We start from the raw sequence: 15,522 nt of genomic DNA on the forward strand, positions 1-15,522 counted from the left end.
GGGTTGGCAACCCAGATACCAGGCACAGACCCACCATCTCAGACGCCCACCCACCAAACACCCGGCTGCCTTGCCGGTCAGCGGGCAACCCTCGGTCAGCGGGCAACCGGCTCGCCCTGCTCACAACTGGCCGGGTCGGCGCGACGGGATGCCGCGGGCCGGGACCTGAGACAAGCAACGGTCACTGGACACAGCCAATACCAAGTCCCCACCCACCACGTCCTGTCTCAGCAGCTTGACAACACTCTGCCCTCGCTTGCCCGAACGGCGTTGGACCTAGATCGGGATCGTCCAGGTCGAGGCGAGCTTGATGGCCTTGGGGCCGGAGATCCGGGTGCTGAACTCGTCCCGCTTCGCGTCGTACCGCAGGCCGATGCCGAAGGTGGTGGTCGAGTGCTCGGTGACCGAGGCGAACAGGATCGGGGCCGAGCCAGTTCCGAAGGTGGACACGGCCGGCTTCTTGTCCTGACCGAACGAGTAGGCAATGGCCGGCTGCCCGGTCGGCTCGTAGGTGTCCCAGTGGTTGCTGTCGTCTCCGTGGATGACGGGGACCCGCAGACGGACGGAGACGGCCAGCCAGTCCGTGCCCGCCGCCGACCAACCGAGACCGGCGACGTACTGCGTTCGCACGGCGCCGACGCTGCACGCCTGCCGCAGGTCCCTCCGCGCGAAGGCGACTGACACCCTCGGTTCCCCGCAGGACGCCTCGGCGACGGGAAACTCCTGGGCGTCGAGGTTCGCGAAACGGCCCGGATCGGTCGCGCCACCCCAGATCCCGAACAGGCCGCGCTCACCGTCGTGCACGACCTCGAGCTGCGCGTTCCCCGTCGTCCCGGCGATGGCCAGATAGCCGGACTTGGTGCCGATCATGGTGCTGTCCGAGTTCATCCGGTCGGGACGTAGGTCGTCCAGCGAGTACCGGTGTCCTCCGACGACCAACGTGAACTCGGGCAGCTTGATCTCGGTGGCCGTGTTCGTGCGCAGCACCGTTCGCGCCCCGTCCTCGGAGTCGATGCTGATACCGACGAAGCTGCCCTTGCGGGGCGCCCGGAGCTGGTTCGGCAGTCCGTCCTGACCGTCCGGCAGCTCGCTGACCCGGTCACCGATCCGCACGGTCACCTTGCCGGCCGGGGTCATCACCGCGGTCTCTTGCCCGCCCTCGAACGGCTCCGCGCGAACGATCCGCCCCAAGGCGGCCCGTTCGCGGTGGTCCTGCTTGGACCACCAGATATAGCCGCCGGCAGCCAGAACCGCGAGCACGACGAACAGCCAACCCCAGGAAAACCATCGTTCGCTTTTGAGCACGCCGCCCATCATCACCGCCCAGGGGGTCTAGACCAGCGGGCGCTACGGCCAGGTCGTCTGCGGGATCTGTTCGCTGGCGATCCGGATCTGTAGCTCGGCGCGGATCGTCGGCTCCAGGCCTGCGATGTCGACGAGGAGGTCTTCGGGCAGGTCATCGGCGAGCCGTACGACGCACTCGGCGGTCAGCGCCGCCCAGAGGACGTCTTGGCGGGGTTCGTCTGTTCCGACCAGGCGGGCGACGAGGGCGTCGATGGGTTCAAGGTCCAACCATCGCCCTGGTGGCGCGGAGCCGGATGCTCGATCGACCCAGCGGACGGTGGTCGCGGCTACCGTGTCAGTCGCCTCTTGCACAGGAGAACCAGCTACCTCCGTCTCGTCCAGCGGGTGCTGGTCCGGTGCCTGCTGAGGGAGCGGGAGGCCTGTGGTCAACGACAGTGTGAGTGGTGTGCGTCCAGTGCTGCCGGCCAGTTGGAGTCTTGCTTCGGACTGGATGACTGGGCCCAGTGCGTCGAGCGACTGGGCGACGAAGTAGCCGTCGGGGGCCTGGGCGACGATCCGCGACAGCGGCCCGGCGAGGTTGATGCCACGCTCGTCGTCCTGCAGTTCGGTGAACAGGATGCGCGCCTGCGGGAACTCGCCCCGCAGAATGGCAACGGCCATGGGGCTCGAGACCGGCGCAAGCACGATGTTCGCCGTGCTCGGTGCGGACCTCATGTCGACGACGGTGTAGCCCGGGCCAAGCAGCTCGCTGAGCTCCGCCCGGGCCGTCTTCGACAGCCGCATCGCGGTCACCACCAGTACCGTCGAGCCGGAACCCTGCTCAGGCGGTTCGGTCACCAGACACTCCCCAGTCTTGCCGGCGTTCTTCTGTTCGGGCCGTCGAGCATATCGTCGGTGCCGATCAGCGGCCCGTACGTCACGATCGGCTGAACGCTCGCGCCGATCAGTGTCCCAGCTGGATGTCGATCGTGTGGTCGCCGTGCACGGATGCGGGTACGCCGTGTTCCTGGACCGGGGAGCCGTCGAGTTCGAAGGAGCGGATGGCGGTGCCCGAGCCGTGGAGTTTCACGGTCAGGCGGGCGTCGCGGTACCGGAGGCCGCTCAGTGTGACGTCGCCCCAGCCCGCCGGCAAGGTCGGCGCGAAGGTGAGGCCGGCATCGTCGAACCGCAGGCCGAACAGACCGCTGTGCATCATGTCGATGCTGGACACGCCGTCGTTGAAGAACGACGGACCGGTGAAGAGGCCGTACCGCGCGTTGTAGCCGAAGACCGTGGCCTGCTCGCGGACGCCGAGGGTGTTCGTCACGACCTCGTACGCGGTCCGCAGGAACTCACGATCGCCGGTCACCAGATAGTGGTGCCAGGCTCCGACGGTCCACACCACCTGGTCCCACTGCTGGCTGTCCTGCTGCTCCTGTAACTTGCCTGCGGCATCTTTCTCGACCACCGCCCACAAGCCCGAACCATCCCCACCGCCGGCTCCATCAACCCGCTCCGGGCATGAACCTCGCCGTACGGAACCGTGTTGATCCCGAGCAGATTCTCCAGCGCCGCCTCGTACGTCGCCCCGAACAACGCCTGCCTCTCCGAGCCCTCGAACCGCAACACCGGCCGTGAATCCGTCCTAGTCATCCACCCATTCCATCAGACCGACTCCGCCCGTTCAGGGTCTGTCGGGCTGTTAGCCTGCGCGCATGTCACAGCTGAGGGATGTCGCTTGGCCGCCGGAGCCGATCAAGACCGTGAGGCTCGTGCTCCGTGCGCCCGCGGCCCGCGACCGCGCGACATTCGTCGAGCTGCTGGCCTCGCCGGAGGTGCACACGTATCTCGGCGGCCCTCGCCCGCGCGACGAGCTCGAGCGCACGCTGCCAGAGGTGCCGGAGCAGTGGCCGGGGAGCTTCGTCGTTGAGCTGGACGGGGCGATGATCGGCCAGATCCTGGTCAGGACCGCAACGGAGCACCGTCGCCCGGCGGCCGCGGGAAAGGCAGACCTCGGCTACCTGTTCCTCCCGCGAGCATGGGGCCACGGGTACGCCGCCGAAGCCTGCGCGGCCGCACTCGCCTGGTTCGACGACACGTTCCCCGGCAAGCCGATCGTCCTCACCACCCAAACCGCCAACGCCAACTCGATGCGACTGGCCGCAAAGCTGGGCTTCACCGAAGCAGAGCGGTTTCAAGCCTGGGACGCCGAACAGTGGCTAGGCCTGAGGCCCTCCACCCTGCCGTCCGCTTGAATCCCTGTGGAAGGCTTCGACTGCGGTGGGGAGGGTGTAGAAGAGGCGGCCGGGGCCCAGGCGGTCGAGGAAGCCGGCGGCTTCGAGGTCGTCGCGGAGGTCCTGTTTGACGCGGGCCAGGGCGAGGACGATGCCGCGGGCCTCCAGTTCTTCGCGGAGGGCGTCCAGGGCGTCGATGGCGGTGATGTCGATCTCGACGTTGGCCTCGGCGTTCAGTAGGAGCCACCGGACCGGGGTGGGCGCGTCGTCCACCGAGGCCAGGGCGCGCCGGTGGAAGTCGTCGGCGTTCGCGAAGAACAGCGGCGAGTCGTACCGGTAGACGACCAGCCCGGGCACAGGGCGCGCGTCGGGGTAGTCGTCGATGTCGTGCATCCCCGCGATCCCGGGGACATACCCCAGTACGCCGTCGTGCGGGCGGGCGACCCGGCGCAGTACGTCGAGCACTGACAGGGCGACCGCGACGAGTACGCCGTACAGGACGTCGAGCGCGATCACGCCGACCGTCGTGGCCAGCGCCAGCCACAACTCGGTACGCCGGAAGGCCCCGATGCGGCGGAATTCGCCGAGTTCGATCAACCGCAGCGCGGCGTACGCGACCAACGCACCGAGCGCGGGGATCGGGAACGTGGCGAGCAGCGGTCCGGCGAACAGCAAGGTCGCCACGATCGTCGCCGCCGCCACCAAGGAGTACACCTGGCTCTTCGCGCCGGACGCCTCCGCCAGAGCCGTCCGGCTGCCGCTGCTGCTGATCGGAAAGCCGCGCAGCAGGCCCGCCGACAGATTGGCCAGCCCGAGCACGAGCAACTCCCGGCCAGGCTCGATCTGCCCGCCACCGCGACCGGCGAAGGCGCGCCCGGTGAGCACTGTGTCGGTGTACCCGACGAGCGTGACGCCCACAGCCGGCAGCGCCAGCAGGCCGATGTCGTGAAACGACAACGCCGGCAGATGTGGAACCGGCAAACCGCTGGGCACCGACCCGACCGTCGCGACTCCCCTGTCGTCCAAACCGGCCGCCCAGGTCACCACCGACGCAATCGCGACAACCACCAGCGGCCCCGGCAGTCGCGGCATCCACTTGGCCAGCGCCAACAGCAGCACCAGCGCCGTCACGGACATGACCACGGGGGCGGCCTGCCACTGGCCGATCAGCTGGATCGCGGACACGATCTCGGCCGACGGTCTGTCACCGTCGACCGGAGCGCCGGTCAGTCGTCCCAGCTGACCGGCGATCATGATAACGGCGATCCCGGTCAGGTAGCCGATCAGCACCGGTTTGGACAGCAGGTCCGCCAGAAACCCCAACCGTGCCGCCCAGCCGATCACACAGATCGCACCGACCAGCAACGCCAGTACGGCGGCCAGCGCCGCGAAGCGAGCCGGATCACCGGCGGCCAGCGGACCGATCGCGGTCGCGGTCAGCAGCGCGGTCGTGGACTCTGGCCCGAGCGACATCAGGCGGGACGATCCGAGCAGGAAGTACAGCACCAGCGGACCCAGCGCGACCCACAACCCGGTCACCGCCGGCAGACCGGCCAGCTGCGCGTACGCCATCACCTGCGGAACGAAGTACGCGGCCACGGTCAGCCCCGCGACCACATCTGACCGCAACCAGGCCCGCTGGTACGCCCGCAGGGTCACGACTCCCGGAATCGACATCCCTAGCCGGCCAGGGTCCCGAAGACGATGACGCCGAGCACCGGGAGGAGCAGGCCCAGAGCCCACTCCGCTTCACCGGTCCACGTCCACAGCATCAGCGCGGCCAGCGGGCCGAGGCCGACCAGGACCACCAGGATCAACACGAATCCCGGGCCCACGTCCAGATCATCCGTCCCCAGAAACGCCGCCACACCACCTGCCAGGGCCAGCAACATCAGCGCGACCAGCAAACCCGTGACCACCCAGCGCCAGTCCCCCGTCGACTTCCACAGGACCGCACCGACCCCCGTCGAGCCGACCAGGGTCAGCGGGACGAGATACCTGACCGATCGCATTCAGTGACTATGGCGCGAGCCCGGCACTCTTGTCGAGGCCGATCGAACTCCGGAGACCAGGGGGACATGAAGGATCGACCAGCTGATATCGACGACATGCGGATCGTGCACTCGGCGTTGCGCCGCGACCTCGAACGCGTTCGAATAGTTGCCTCCGACCCCGAGTTGCTCACCGAATCGCGCCGGCAGGCGATCGGCGAGCACGTGGTCTGGCTGACGCACACCTTGCACCGGCATCACCACGGCGAGGACGAACACGTCTGACCGGAGATCCGGCGGCGCGCCCCGGCGGCCGGGACGTTGCTCGACCAGATGGACGGCGACCACCGAAGTATCGGCCGGCCGATGCGGGACATCGAGGACGCCGGCGAACCGTTCGGCGCGGGCACCATACCCGCATCGGAGCTGCTCGACCGGCTGACCCGTTTGCAGACCGTACTGCTCCCCCACCTTGCGCGCGAGGAGGAGGAGATGATGCCGGTCGTCGCGAAGCTCCGCTCTTGTGTCTGTTATGTGGGTGGTTGGCACGGCCCGGGCGGCGGAGTATGCGTTCTCGACAGGACGTGCCGAGGGGCTGGGCAGTGCACCTGAGCGTGACCGCGCCCGGCGCGTACGTCGTCCCACCGGTGCCCTACCTGCCGAGCCGCCGCACACCCCCGCAAACCCAGGTCGCTGCACAGGGCTCCCCAAACCAGTTCGGGCAGCCCCGCACCCCGAAAACGGCAGGTGATCCACCCCAAACCAGTTTGGGGAGCCCCGCGGCCCCCGGTAAGTCGTGCCCCGGGGAAGTCGTGGGTGGGCAGGTGTGGGTTTGCTCTACTGCCCGACCCAGGGGCGAATCCCGAAGAGCGGGGAAACAAAGTTGCAGATCGTTTCTTTCCCACCAAGACAGCTCGCCCGCTCCGACGACACCACACACCGCCAAGGGACACCGCCGAAACCCACGACTCGATACACCCGACCGATAGCGGCAACCGAGAACACGCACTGGGGACCGGGAACAGGCAATGGTGACTGGGGACAGGCAATACCAGGTGCCCACCCACCATTGCCTGTTGCCTGATCCCGGACCGGGTTGATCGCCGCCCACACATCCGACAGGAGAGCCCGTAACTCCTGTCGTACGACGAGTGGCAGGACCTCGGCCATCGCGCGTTCGTCCGAGGAAACCCTGATGCACCTGGCGATGGAGGGCCACTGGGTCCTCGACAACGCGACCCCCGAGGACCGCGCCCGCATCGTCACCGTCCTCCCCGCCGCCCCCCGCTTCGTCCTCCTCCACCTCCTCGGCGGCCCTTACGCCAAGCGCCGCGAAACCCTCTGGTCCAGCAGCCCAGCCGCCGCCCTCCCACCCCCTCCCCCTCGAAGGTTCCCGCTGACACCTACTCACCGACGGCGTACGTGGAGGTGTCCTTCGAGTGGGAATCTCGGTGGCGCGGGCGTCAGTGTCTGCTCCAAGGCGAAGCCGCACTTCTGCGCGACTCTGCACGAGGCGACGTTGTCCACCTGATGAAGCAGGACAAGCCGTTCGAGCGCCACGAACGTCTCCCCCGCCCACTGCGTGAGTACGTCGAGCGCACGCGGCGCCAGGCCCTGCCCGCGAGCCCACGCCGCGATCCAATAGCCCACCTCGGCCGTCGCCCCGCCGTCGGCGAACTCCTTCAGTACGACGTTGCCGAGCACGCGCTCGTCGCCGACCACGGCGAAACTGAACCGCTGCCCGGCCGCCCACCCCGAGTCCTGTGTCTCCACCCACCGCACACCGTCCGCAGTGCTGTCCACGGAAGCGCTCGTGTAGCGCCGCAGACCTGGATCCCGGCAGATCTCGATCAGCTGGTCGATGTCCGCCGCACGCCACGGACGAAGACGCAGAGCGGGAGCCGACTCTGTGGCCTCCACCGGCAGGGACACGCTGCTGTACACACCACGAACCCTAAACGTCGCCCCACGCAGTGGCAGCGTGGGGCGACGGTGGGCGTCAGGTGAAGAGGCTGACGCCACCTGGGCCGACCAGCAGGCCGAGCACGATCAGTGCGGCGCCCCAGATCATCTGGCCACGGAACAGCGACACGATCCCGGAGATGACGAGGATCACGGCGATGATCCACAGAATGAATTCCATGGTCCTTCCCCTTTCCAGAGCCGGGCTTCGGACCCGGCAGGTTGAATCCCCGTGCAGACCTCTTCGGTGCCCGCGTCTCTCCCGGACAAACCTGGTGACGCACAGTAGGGAGCCGGTCCGGATCCAGTGCCTTCTGCAACTTCTTCATAACCAGCCCCCAGACCATTGTCTGGGAAATCGATTTCTGCAACACTCCCTCGCGTGAGCAGCGTTGCAGGAACTAGGCGTCAAGGGAGCATCGACATGCGTCAACGGAGACTCAGGATCGTCGCAGCAGCCACCGTGGCCGCGTTGATCGCCCTCGCGGGCTGCAGCTCGAATTCCGGCACCCCGGGCAGTTCCGGGGGCAACGGCGGGCCGGCCGAGATCACCTTCTGGCAGTCGCAGTTCGAGCCGTACCAGCAGAAGTGGTTCAAGACGTACGTCGACAAGTTCAACGCGTCGCAGACCGACGTGAAGGTCAAGTACCAGGTCGTCCCCGGGGACACGTGGCAGCAGAAGCTCAAGGCCGCGCAGGCCGCCGGCACCCAACCCGATGTCGCGACGACGAACTACGGCGGCATTCCCGCCGGCGTCGCGAACGGCCAGTTCGCCGAGCTCGACGGGATGCTGCCGGACAAGGCGTGGAGCGACATCAAGGAGAACGTCTCCGGCTTCGTCCAGGTCGGCGGCAAGCACTACGCGTACCCGATGCTCGTCGAACCGTCGACCGTGCTGTACTACCGCACCGACCTCGCCAAGGCCGCCGGTCTCGACCCGAACACGCCGCCCAAGACCTGGGACGAGCTGCTCACCTGGGCCGAGAAGCTGACGAAGGGCACCGTCAAGGGGATGTCGATCGCGTCTGTCGCGCCCGACCTCGGCTGGTCCAGCTGGGGCCTGCAGTACAACGCGTGCGGCCACCTGCCGATCAACGACGACTGGTCCGCCGCGAACGCGAAGGACCCGTGCTACACGAAGCTCTTCGAGTTCTACCAGACCCTGTTCCAGAAGGGCTGGATCCCGCAGCAGCCGAAGGTCGGGTACCCCGACGCGACGCCGTACGGTCAGGGCCAGGTCGCGATGATGGCCAACGGCTCGTGGGCGGTCGGCCAGCTCAAGCAGAGCTTCCCGGCGATGATCAAGAACACCGCGGTCGCGCCCTTCCCGTCCGTGGACGGCGATCCGAGCAAGCCGACCGCGACGCTCGGCGGCTGGACGCTGACGGTCGACGCGAAGTCCAAGCACAAGGAAGCGGCGGCGAAGTTCATCGAGTACCTGCTCGCGGGCGACCCGGCGATCATGGCCGACTTCTTCCGGCAGAGCGGCTTCTCGAAGTACACCGTGCGTACGTCGGTCGACCAGGCGCTCGCGAGTGACCCGGCGGCCACGGCCGACCCGTTCATGAAGATCATCAGCGACAAGGTGGTCGCGACCGGCAAGGCCGAGCCGGCGTACCCGTTCGACATCTCGCTGGCCTTCGCGACCGCGATCGAGTCCGTCATGAAGGGCAAGTCCGACATCCCGGCGGCGACGCAGAAGGCGAGCGACGCGATCGACCGCGTCATCAAGCAGCAGCGTCTCAAGGGCACGGCACCGAAGGGCTGACACAGTATGTCCATGATCGACACGCCGGCCCAGCCGACGACCCGGGCCGGTGACCCGGCCGGCCCGGGCGGTACGTCGCCGCGCCGGCGCCGGCGTCCCCGGAAGATCACCGAACAGGTACCGCGGCACCTGCGCGCCCACCTCACGGCGTACCTGATGATCACGCCGATGGTCGTCCTGCTCGGCATCTTCGTCATCTGGCCGCTCGTCTACGCGTTCTACCTGAGCTTCTTCGAGATGAGCTTCTACAAGGACGCCGAGTTCGTCGGGTTCGACTTCTACAAGTACGTGCTGACCGACCCGGAGTTCTACGAGTCGCTCTGGGTCGGTCTCAAGTTCGCCCTGATGGTGGTGCCAACGATCCTGGTGCTCGCGCTGCTCTTCGCGAGCTTCATCGCGACGCTGTCGAAGCGGATGGCGGCGTTCATGAAGACGACCGTCTACGTGCCGGCGGTCGTCTCGAGCGTCGTCGCGGCGATCATCTTCGTGTTCATCTACCAGGACGAAGGGTTCGCGAACTGGTTCATCGGGCTGTTCGGCCAGGGCCCGCTCGCCTGGCTCAACACGGCGTCGACCGCACTGCCGGCCGTGGCGATCCCGGCGATCTGGCTCGGCTTCGGCGTCTCGACGCTGATCATGCTCGCCGGCATCCTCGACATCCCGGACAGCTACTTCGAGTCGGCCAGGCTCGACGGCGCGAACTTCTGGCAGCGCACCCGCTACATCACCGTCCCGTCGCTGCGCAGCGTCATCCTGTTCCTGCTCGTCTCCGGGCTGACGCTGACGATCCAGGAGTTCCAGCTTCCGCTCGTGATGACGAACGGCGGCCCCGTCAACGCGACCAACACCCCGAACCTCTACATCTTCAACAGCTTCCGCGACGCCACGCCGTACGCGACGAGCTACTCCCTCACGGCGGCGCTGCTGCTGTTCCTCGTCATCGGCACCATCTCGCTCATCATCTTCCGGGTCGTCAGCTCCGAGAAGTCGTCGGACGCCTGAGCCGGCGTCACCGAAAGGACCCTCCGATGAACCGCTCGTGGTACGCCCCACGCCGGCTCCTGTCCTACCTGCTGGTCGCCGGGATCGCCGTGACCTCGCTGTTTCCGCTCGCGTGGATGGCGATCTCCGGGTTCAAGGGCCAGAACGAGGTACTGCGCACCCCGTTCCAGTTCTTCCCCGACGTCTGGCGGCTCGACAACTACCGCCTGATCCTCGCGGACCCGGCGTTCGTCCGGGCGATGGTCATCACCTTCGTCGGCGCCGTGATCTTCACCGTGGCGAGTCTGGTGGTGAACTCGATGGCGGCGTACGCGTTCGCCCGCCTCGAGTTCGCCGGCAAGCGGCTGTGGTGGCTGGTCTGCATCACGCCGATGTTCGTCCCGGCGATGGCGATCCTGCTGACGTCGTTCGTGGTCGTCAGCAAGCTCGGCATGCTCGACACGTTGGCAGTACTGATCATCCCCGGCGTCGCGGCGAGCGGGCAGATGTTCTTCCTGCGGCAGTTCTACCTGAACATGCCGGCCGCCGTGGAGGAGGCCGCGCTCATCGACGGCGCGACCCGGTGGCAGATCTTCCTGCAGATCTTCGTACCGCAGTCGCTCGGGCCGTTCGTCGTCGTCGGCATCGCCTCGTTCCTCGGGTACTGGAACTCCTACGTCTGGCCGGTACTGGTCGTGTCGAACCCCGACCTGACCCAGATCATGCAGTACCTCGCGACGTTCCGCTCGGCCCGCGGTAACGAGTGGGGCCTGCTGATGGCCGGATCGACGCTGGCCGCGCTGCCGACGATCCTGCTCGTGCTCATCTTCCAGCGCTACATCGTCAACGGCGTCCGCCTCGCGGGTATCAAATGACCCACACGCCGGCCTGCTGCGTTCCGCGCCCGGCGCGGTGCATCATGGGCACGTGACGGACCTTGGATCGGCCGCTGACAGGTTCTCGCGGCTCGCTCTGGAGATGCATGACGCGTCGGGCGTGGACGAGACGGTCGAGGCGCTGGTCGAGTTCGCGCTGCAGGCGCTGAACTGCGAGTACGCCGGTGTCGCGCTGCACACCGCCGGCGGGCGCCCGGAGGTGCCCGCCGTCACCGACCCGGCCGTCGCCGAGATCTACCGGTTCCAGATGGCCGGCGACGAGGGACCGTTGGCGGAGTGCATGCGCGACCGCGCCACCGTCTCGATCCCGGACCTCGTCGAAGAGACCCGCTGGCCGGAGTGGACCAAGAAGGTTCTCGAGCTCGGGGTTCGCAGTGTCCTCGACGTTCCGCTGTGGACCGGATTCGGCGCCGTCGGCGTCCTGGGCCTGTACAGCCGTCGCCCGGAGGCGTTCGGGGTGGACGAGGAGGCCATCGCCCACATTCTCGCCCGGCACGCGGCGGTCGCCGTCGCGACCGCACGCCGCGAGGAGAGCCTGATGGTCGCCGTCGACGCCCGGAAGCTGGTCGGCCAGGCGATGGGGATCCTGATGGAGCGCTACGACCTGGACAGCGACCGTGCCTTCGAGGTCCTCCGCCGCTACTCCCAGGACACCAACACCAAGCTCCGCGAGGTAGCCCAGCAACTCATCGACAGCCGCCGCCTCCCCAAGGTCTGACCTAGCCCTGGTGATCTGATCCCTGTACGACGTGATCCTCGGAATCCAGCTCGCGCTGCAACCGTTGCCGATAGATCTGGAACCGGATGTTGAGCGCTCCCGGCCCGCCAGGCCCCCGGTCGGCCGAGACCGTGCCCGACGCCACCATCAGCGCCGGGCACGACATCAGATTCCTATCCAGCGCGGTAGAGCGAGCCGCCGCCCGAGATCGCGATGGCTGTTCGCTTGCCTCCTACGTTGAGGTAGACGATGAACGTCGTACCGACCTGCCGCACGCTGTAGGTGACCGTGCCTGAGGCACGCACGGGAACCACGAAGGACAGGATCGAGGCAGTCTTGCCGGAACGGGCCAGCATCAGCGTCGGAGCAGACTTGCGAACGTAGCTGCTCGGGTACTGCCAGCCCTGGATCGGGTTGGTCTGTGCCTGCTTGACCAGGATCGCCCCGGCCGGCAGCGCCTGTTTGAACGGCACCTGGAACAGGATCGTCTTGGACGTGTCCCCCGACGCCATCGCCACGGCGGTCGTCCGCGAGTACACGCTCGCCCGCTGATCCGGCGGCAGGTGCCACAACGTCTGGAACGCCTGCGCGGTCTTCGCCGACGCACGGTCCCACACCACCAGCAGATCCGGATCCTTCAGCACCAGGACCGAGCGGAGACGACTGATCCCAGCTCCCGGTGCGTCAGCGAACACGTACGACTCCGCGTTCGACCGCACCGAGTACGCGGTCAACCGGGTCACCGGGTTCAGGTACGTCGACATCGGGGTCGTCATCACACTGTGCGCAGTCGGACCGACGGACCACGTGCGATAGGCACCGGCGTTGTACGCCGCGTACCCGCCGTCGACCACGATGTCCCGGCCACGCGCCGTGTACGTGATGCTGGTGTGGTCGAAGTTCCCGTGGAACGCCCGCCCCGGACCGTACCTGATGCTGTACGCCGACTCACCGGCGAAGCCCCTGGCGGGATCAGTTCCCCAACCGGTCCGGCCGAAGACATAACCGGCCGAGTAGATCCCCACCCGCCACAAGGGCGCCGTACCTTTGGTTCCCAGCGATCCGGCGTACTCCATCGGCGTCCCCGGCCAGGGGTACGTCGGCCGGAGCTCGGTGTCACCGATCTGCGGCAGCATGCCCATCGAGTTCGTGGCCAACGCCAAGAACTTCCCCAGCAGCGCACGCCGCGTCGACATCGTCGTCCCGACGCTGTACCCGCCGTTCTGCAGTACGGCGATCGCGCGACCCCAGAGCGTGTAGTTGAACGACGCGTACCCGGTGGACTGTTCGTTGGTCCCACCCTGCGCATCGATCGACGTGGTGACACCTGCCCCCAGTCGCTGCACGGCCAGGTTCTTGTAGTCGCTCCGGTTCAGCGTCACCCCCACACCGAACAAGGCGATGCTCTCGTCGGTGCCGTGGTTCCAGGCGCCGCTCCAGTTGTAGGTGAGGAACCGCGCGTGGCTCAGCAGCGCCGCGTCCAGCCACGCATACCGGATCGGCAGCGTCGTGACCTGCAGCCCGGACAGGATCGCCTGCCGCAAGCAGATCAGCACGTTGGTGCGGTGCATGGTTGACTCCCACGCCCCGATGTTGCCCTTCCACGAGTACGGGTTGTCGCGGTACCAGTCGTAGGCGATCGTGTTCACCCGCGTCAGCGCGACCAGATCACCCTTGCCCGCGGCAACGATCCCCTGCCCGAGCCAGCGCAGCGAGTGGAACCACATGTACCAGCTGGCGTTCTTGTACGGATTCGACGCCCAGTTGATGTTGCCGCGACCGGTGCCGACCTTGACCCAGGCGTACGGTCCCCACGCGAACCTGTCGCTGTACAGGTTGGCCAACGGGTTCGTCTTCTCGATCCCGCTGAACCCCGGACACGTATAGACCGGCGCCGCGAGCGACTGGACCTTGTTCGGCCCGATGTCCGTCGCCGGTGCCGCCGTCGCAGGCACGAAGTTGCTCGCACCTGCCACGAACTGCGCCTCGTCCGGACTGTCCGGCGCCGGTTCGATCGTGATGCCGGGCGGTGCTGCCGCCGGCGCGCGATTCGCCCCCGCCGCCGTTCCGGCCCCTAGAACCAGAACGGCGATCCCCACCGCCACACCGGTCGTTCTCCTTGATCTCATCGATCTGTCCCCCCTCAGCAGCTCCGCCTGACCGCAGCGGTGCTTGGAGGGTCTGCCCGGTGTCGCACGCTGCCCAGGGGCGAAGGTCCTGTTCTGGACAGGACCAGTTGTCCCTCGGGTGTTCAGTGCCTGACGGACCGTGCCACAAGTCGGGGCAAGTCGGCTGCGCGCGTGTATCAACGGCGGGTGGAGAGGTGCTCTCGAAAGGAAGGTGTTGGCGACCGGAGGCGAGGGCTTGGATGTCCGAACAGGTAGTCGAACTGCTGGCGGTCGGGGCCGGGCCGTCGAATCTTGGGCTGGCGGTGGCGCTCGAGGAGTTGGCGCCGGAGGTCGCGGCGAGCACCTTGCTGATCGACCGGAACCCGGCGATCGAGTGGCAGCCGGGCATGTTGATGCCGTGGGCGACGAGCCAGGTGTCGTTCCTCAAGGACCTCGTCACGCAGCGGGACCCGTGCAGCCGGTTCTCGTTCCTGAACCACCTGTACGAGACCGGCCGGCTCGACGAGTTCGTCAACATGAGCACGTTCACGCCGTACCGCGTCGAGTTCGCGGAGTACCTGCGCTGGGTTGCGGACTCGCTCACCCAGGTCCGCATCCGGCTGGGCTGTGAGGCTGCCGCCGTACGGCCGCGACGGGACGACGCCGGGGCGGTGACGGGTTGGGTCACCAGCCTGGCCGACGGTACGACGATCCTCAGCAGGTACCTGGTGTACGGCGGGAGCCGCGAGCCGAACATCCCCCCGGAGCTGTCCCGGATCTCCCCGGACCGGATCATCCACAGCACGCAGTACCGCCACCGGGTGGCCGAACTGGATGGCGAGCTGCCGTACCGGGTGGCCGTCGTGGGCAGTTCGCAGAGTGCCGCCGAGATGTTCCGCGCACTCCGCGACGACCTGCCCGACAGCGACATCACCTGGCTGATGCGGTCCATCGGGCTCAGCTCGGACCAGTCCAGCAAGTTCACCAACGAGATGTACTACCCGTCGTTCGTCGACGAGTTCTACGACGCCCGGCCGGCGGCCCGCGAGCAGATCCTCCGCGAGCTGTACCGGACCAACTACTCGGTCGTCACTCCCCCGATGCTCGAGCACCTGTACGCCGACCTGTACCTCGACCGCTTCCAGGACCGCACCGATCGGCGACTCGTCACGATGGTGGACATCACGTCCGCGCAGGAGGTCGGCGACGAAGTCGTACTGGAACTGACCGACCGGCGTACCGGAGCGGTCACCGAACTGCGCCGCGACCTGGTGTTCCTGGGCACCGGGTTCGACACCAGGATGCCGCGGCTGGTCCGCGACCTCGCGAGCGACCTCGGGCTGGAGCAGGTCGAGGTGTCCCGCCAGTACCGACTGGAAATGGGCGACAACAGCTCGGCGGCGTGCTATCTCCAGGGCGTCAACGAGGAGACGCACGGCATCTCGGACTCGCTGCTCAGTGTGCTGGCGCAGCGGGCCGAGGAGATCTGCCGGGACATCGTCGCGCATCGGTGCCGAATCCCGGTGACGGCTGTATCAGCCGAGGAGCCGGCCGGGCTCTAAGGGGTGGGAGCGGTGCCC

General features: G+C 67.5%; 16 protein-coding genes. 8 read left to right on the forward strand and 8 right to left on the reverse strand.

Annotation, left to right across the window (positions count from 1 at the left end; translation table 11 throughout):
• Positions 1-276 precede the first annotated feature (276 nt).
• The 3 genes from E0H50_RS32605 to E0H50_RS32615 all read right to left on the reverse strand — a co-directional run bounded on the left by E0H50_RS32605 (position 277) and on the right by E0H50_RS32615 (position 2,752).
• Positions 277-1,305, reverse strand: coding sequence for a hypothetical protein (locus E0H50_RS32605; protein WP_131294832.1), 1,029 nt, complete (start codon positions 1,303-1,305; stop codon positions 277-279).
• Positions 1,306-1,347: 42 nt separating this feature from the next.
• On the reverse strand, positions 1,348-2,142 hold the full coding sequence (locus tag E0H50_RS32610; RefSeq protein WP_131294833.1) for a hypothetical protein: 795 nt from the start codon (positions 2,140-2,142) through the stop codon (positions 1,348-1,350).
• Positions 2,143-2,248: 106 nt separating this feature from the next.
• Positions 2,249-2,752 carry a glycosyl hydrolase family 65 domain-containing protein gene (locus E0H50_RS32615; RefSeq protein WP_131294834.1) on the reverse strand — a complete coding sequence of 168 codons (504 nt, stop codon included), beginning with the start codon at positions 2,750-2,752 and terminating at the stop codon, positions 2,249-2,251.
• A gap of 247 nt (positions 2,753-2,999) precedes the next feature.
• Between E0H50_RS32615 and E0H50_RS32620 the strand changes: the two genes are divergently transcribed.
• Positions 3,000-3,539, forward strand: a complete 540-nt coding sequence (locus E0H50_RS32620) for a GNAT family N-acetyltransferase (protein ID WP_131294835.1) — start codon at positions 3,000-3,002, stop codon at positions 3,537-3,539.
• On the opposite strand, the gene E0H50_RS32625 is transcribed toward E0H50_RS32620, so the two are convergent.
• Both E0H50_RS32625 and E0H50_RS32630 read right to left on the reverse strand, forming a co-directional pair.
• Positions 3,504-5,195: a SulP family inorganic anion transporter gene (locus E0H50_RS32625; protein WP_131294836.1), complete on the reverse strand. Its 1,692-nt coding sequence runs from the start codon at positions 5,193-5,195 to the stop codon at positions 3,504-3,506. The genes E0H50_RS32620 and E0H50_RS32625 overlap by 36 nt on opposite strands.
• A 2-nt stretch (positions 5,196-5,197) precedes the next feature.
• The gene (locus E0H50_RS32630) at positions 5,198-5,530 is read right to left on the reverse strand and encodes a hypothetical protein (RefSeq protein WP_131294837.1); all 333 of its coding nucleotides are present in this window, start codon (positions 5,528-5,530) and stop codon (positions 5,198-5,200) included.
• A gap of 66 nt (positions 5,531-5,596) precedes the next feature.
• On the opposite strand from E0H50_RS32630, the gene E0H50_RS32635 reads away from it, so the two are divergent.
• Both E0H50_RS32635 and E0H50_RS44565 read left to right on the forward strand, forming a co-directional pair.
• Complete coding sequence (locus E0H50_RS32635) at positions 5,597-5,794, forward strand: hypothetical protein (protein ID WP_131294838.1); 198 nt, start codon at positions 5,597-5,599, stop codon at positions 5,792-5,794.
• Between the two features lie 6 nt (positions 5,795-5,800).
• Positions 5,801-6,121, forward strand: a complete 321-nt coding sequence (locus tag E0H50_RS44565) for a hemerythrin domain-containing protein (protein ID WP_420323267.1) — start codon at positions 5,801-5,803, stop codon at positions 6,119-6,121.
• A 795-nt stretch (positions 6,122-6,916) separates the two neighbouring features.
• Here E0H50_RS44565 and E0H50_RS32645 read toward each other — a convergent pair.
• Both E0H50_RS32645 and E0H50_RS43205 read right to left on the reverse strand, forming a co-directional pair.
• Positions 6,917-7,453, reverse strand: coding sequence for a GNAT family N-acetyltransferase (locus E0H50_RS32645; protein WP_131294840.1), 537 nt, complete (start codon positions 7,451-7,453; stop codon positions 6,917-6,919).
• A gap of 55 nt (positions 7,454-7,508) precedes the next feature.
• The gene (locus tag E0H50_RS43205) at positions 7,509-7,652 is read right to left on the reverse strand and encodes a GPGG-motif small membrane protein (RefSeq protein ID WP_165547375.1); all 144 of its coding nucleotides are present in this window, start codon (positions 7,650-7,652) and stop codon (positions 7,509-7,511) included.
• Positions 7,653-7,895: 243 nt separating this feature from the next.
• Between E0H50_RS43205 and E0H50_RS32650 the strand changes: the two genes are divergently transcribed.
• The 4 genes from E0H50_RS32650 (at position 7,896) to E0H50_RS32665 (ending at position 11,834) form a co-directional block, all read left to right on the forward strand.
• Entirely contained in the window at positions 7,896-9,239 is a 1,344-nt protein-coding gene (locus E0H50_RS32650; protein WP_131294841.1) for an extracellular solute-binding protein, read from the forward strand.
• Between the two features lie 12 nt (positions 9,240-9,251).
• Positions 9,252-10,241 carry a carbohydrate ABC transporter permease gene (locus E0H50_RS32655; protein WP_238151511.1) on the forward strand — a complete coding sequence of 330 codons (990 nt, stop codon included), beginning with the start codon at positions 9,252-9,254 and terminating at the stop codon, positions 10,239-10,241.
• Between the two features lie 26 nt (positions 10,242-10,267).
• Complete coding sequence (locus E0H50_RS32660; protein WP_131294843.1) at positions 10,268-11,095, forward strand: carbohydrate ABC transporter permease; 828 nt, start codon at positions 10,268-10,270, stop codon at positions 11,093-11,095.
• 103 nt (positions 11,096-11,198) lie between these two features.
• Positions 11,199-11,834: a GAF and ANTAR domain-containing protein gene (locus E0H50_RS32665; protein WP_131294935.1), complete on the forward strand. Its 636-nt coding sequence runs from the start codon at positions 11,199-11,201 to the stop codon at positions 11,832-11,834.
• Between the two features lie 173 nt (positions 11,835-12,007).
• On the opposite strand, the gene E0H50_RS32670 is transcribed toward E0H50_RS32665, so the two are convergent.
• Complete coding sequence (locus E0H50_RS32670) at positions 12,008-13,963, reverse strand: heparinase II/III domain-containing protein (RefSeq protein WP_131294844.1); 1,956 nt, start codon at positions 13,961-13,963, stop codon at positions 12,008-12,010.
• Between the two features lie 239 nt (positions 13,964-14,202).
• On the opposite strand from E0H50_RS32670, the gene E0H50_RS32675 reads away from it, so the two are divergent.
• Positions 14,203-15,504: a SidA/IucD/PvdA family monooxygenase gene (locus E0H50_RS32675; RefSeq protein ID WP_131294845.1), complete on the forward strand. Its 1,302-nt coding sequence runs from the start codon at positions 14,203-14,205 to the stop codon at positions 15,502-15,504.
• Positions 15,505-15,522: the final 18 nt, after the last annotated feature.

Source organism: Kribbella sindirgiensis, from assembly GCF_004331435.1.
Taxonomy (GTDB): Bacteria; Actinomycetota; Actinomycetes; order Propionibacteriales; family Kribbellaceae; genus Kribbella; species Kribbella sindirgiensis.

What these genes read in the sequence shown, in the direction of transcription:
- E0H50_RS32675 (WP_131294845.1), top strand. Translation starts at nt 14,203, where the DNA reads ATGTCCGAACAGGTAGTCGAACTGCTGGCGGTCGGGGCCGGGCCGTCG.
- E0H50_RS32655 (WP_238151511.1), top strand. Translation starts at nt 9,252, where the DNA reads ATGATCGACACGCCGGCCCAGCCGACGACCCGGGCCGGTGACCCGGCC.
- E0H50_RS32660 (WP_131294843.1), top strand. Translation starts at nt 10,268, where the DNA reads ATGAACCGCTCGTGGTACGCCCCACGCCGGCTCCTGTCCTACCTGCTG.
- E0H50_RS32650 (WP_131294841.1), top strand. Translation starts at nt 7,896, where the DNA reads ATGCGTCAACGGAGACTCAGGATCGTCGCAGCAGCCACCGTGGCCGCG.
- E0H50_RS32630 (WP_131294837.1), bottom strand. Translation starts at nt 5,530, where the DNA reads ATGCGATCGGTCAGGTATCTCGTCCCGCTGACCCTGGTCGGCTCGACG.
- E0H50_RS32620 (WP_131294835.1), top strand. Translation starts at nt 3,000, where the DNA reads ATGTCACAGCTGAGGGATGTCGCTTGGCCGCCGGAGCCGATCAAGACC.
- E0H50_RS32625 (WP_131294836.1), bottom strand. Translation starts at nt 5,195, where the DNA reads ATGTCGATTCCGGGAGTCGTGACCCTGCGGGCGTACCAGCGGGCCTGG.
- E0H50_RS32635 (WP_131294838.1), top strand. Translation starts at nt 5,597, where the DNA reads ATGAAGGATCGACCAGCTGATATCGACGACATGCGGATCGTGCACTCG.
- E0H50_RS32665 (WP_131294935.1), top strand. Translation starts at nt 11,199, where the DNA reads ATGCATGACGCGTCGGGCGTGGACGAGACGGTCGAGGCGCTGGTCGAG.
- E0H50_RS32670 (WP_131294844.1), bottom strand. Translation starts at nt 13,963, where the DNA reads ATGAGATCAAGGAGAACGACCGGTGTGGCGGTGGGGATCGCCGTTCTG.
- E0H50_RS43205 (WP_165547375.1), bottom strand. Translation starts at nt 7,652, where the DNA reads ATGGAATTCATTCTGTGGATCATCGCCGTGATCCTCGTCATCTCCGGG.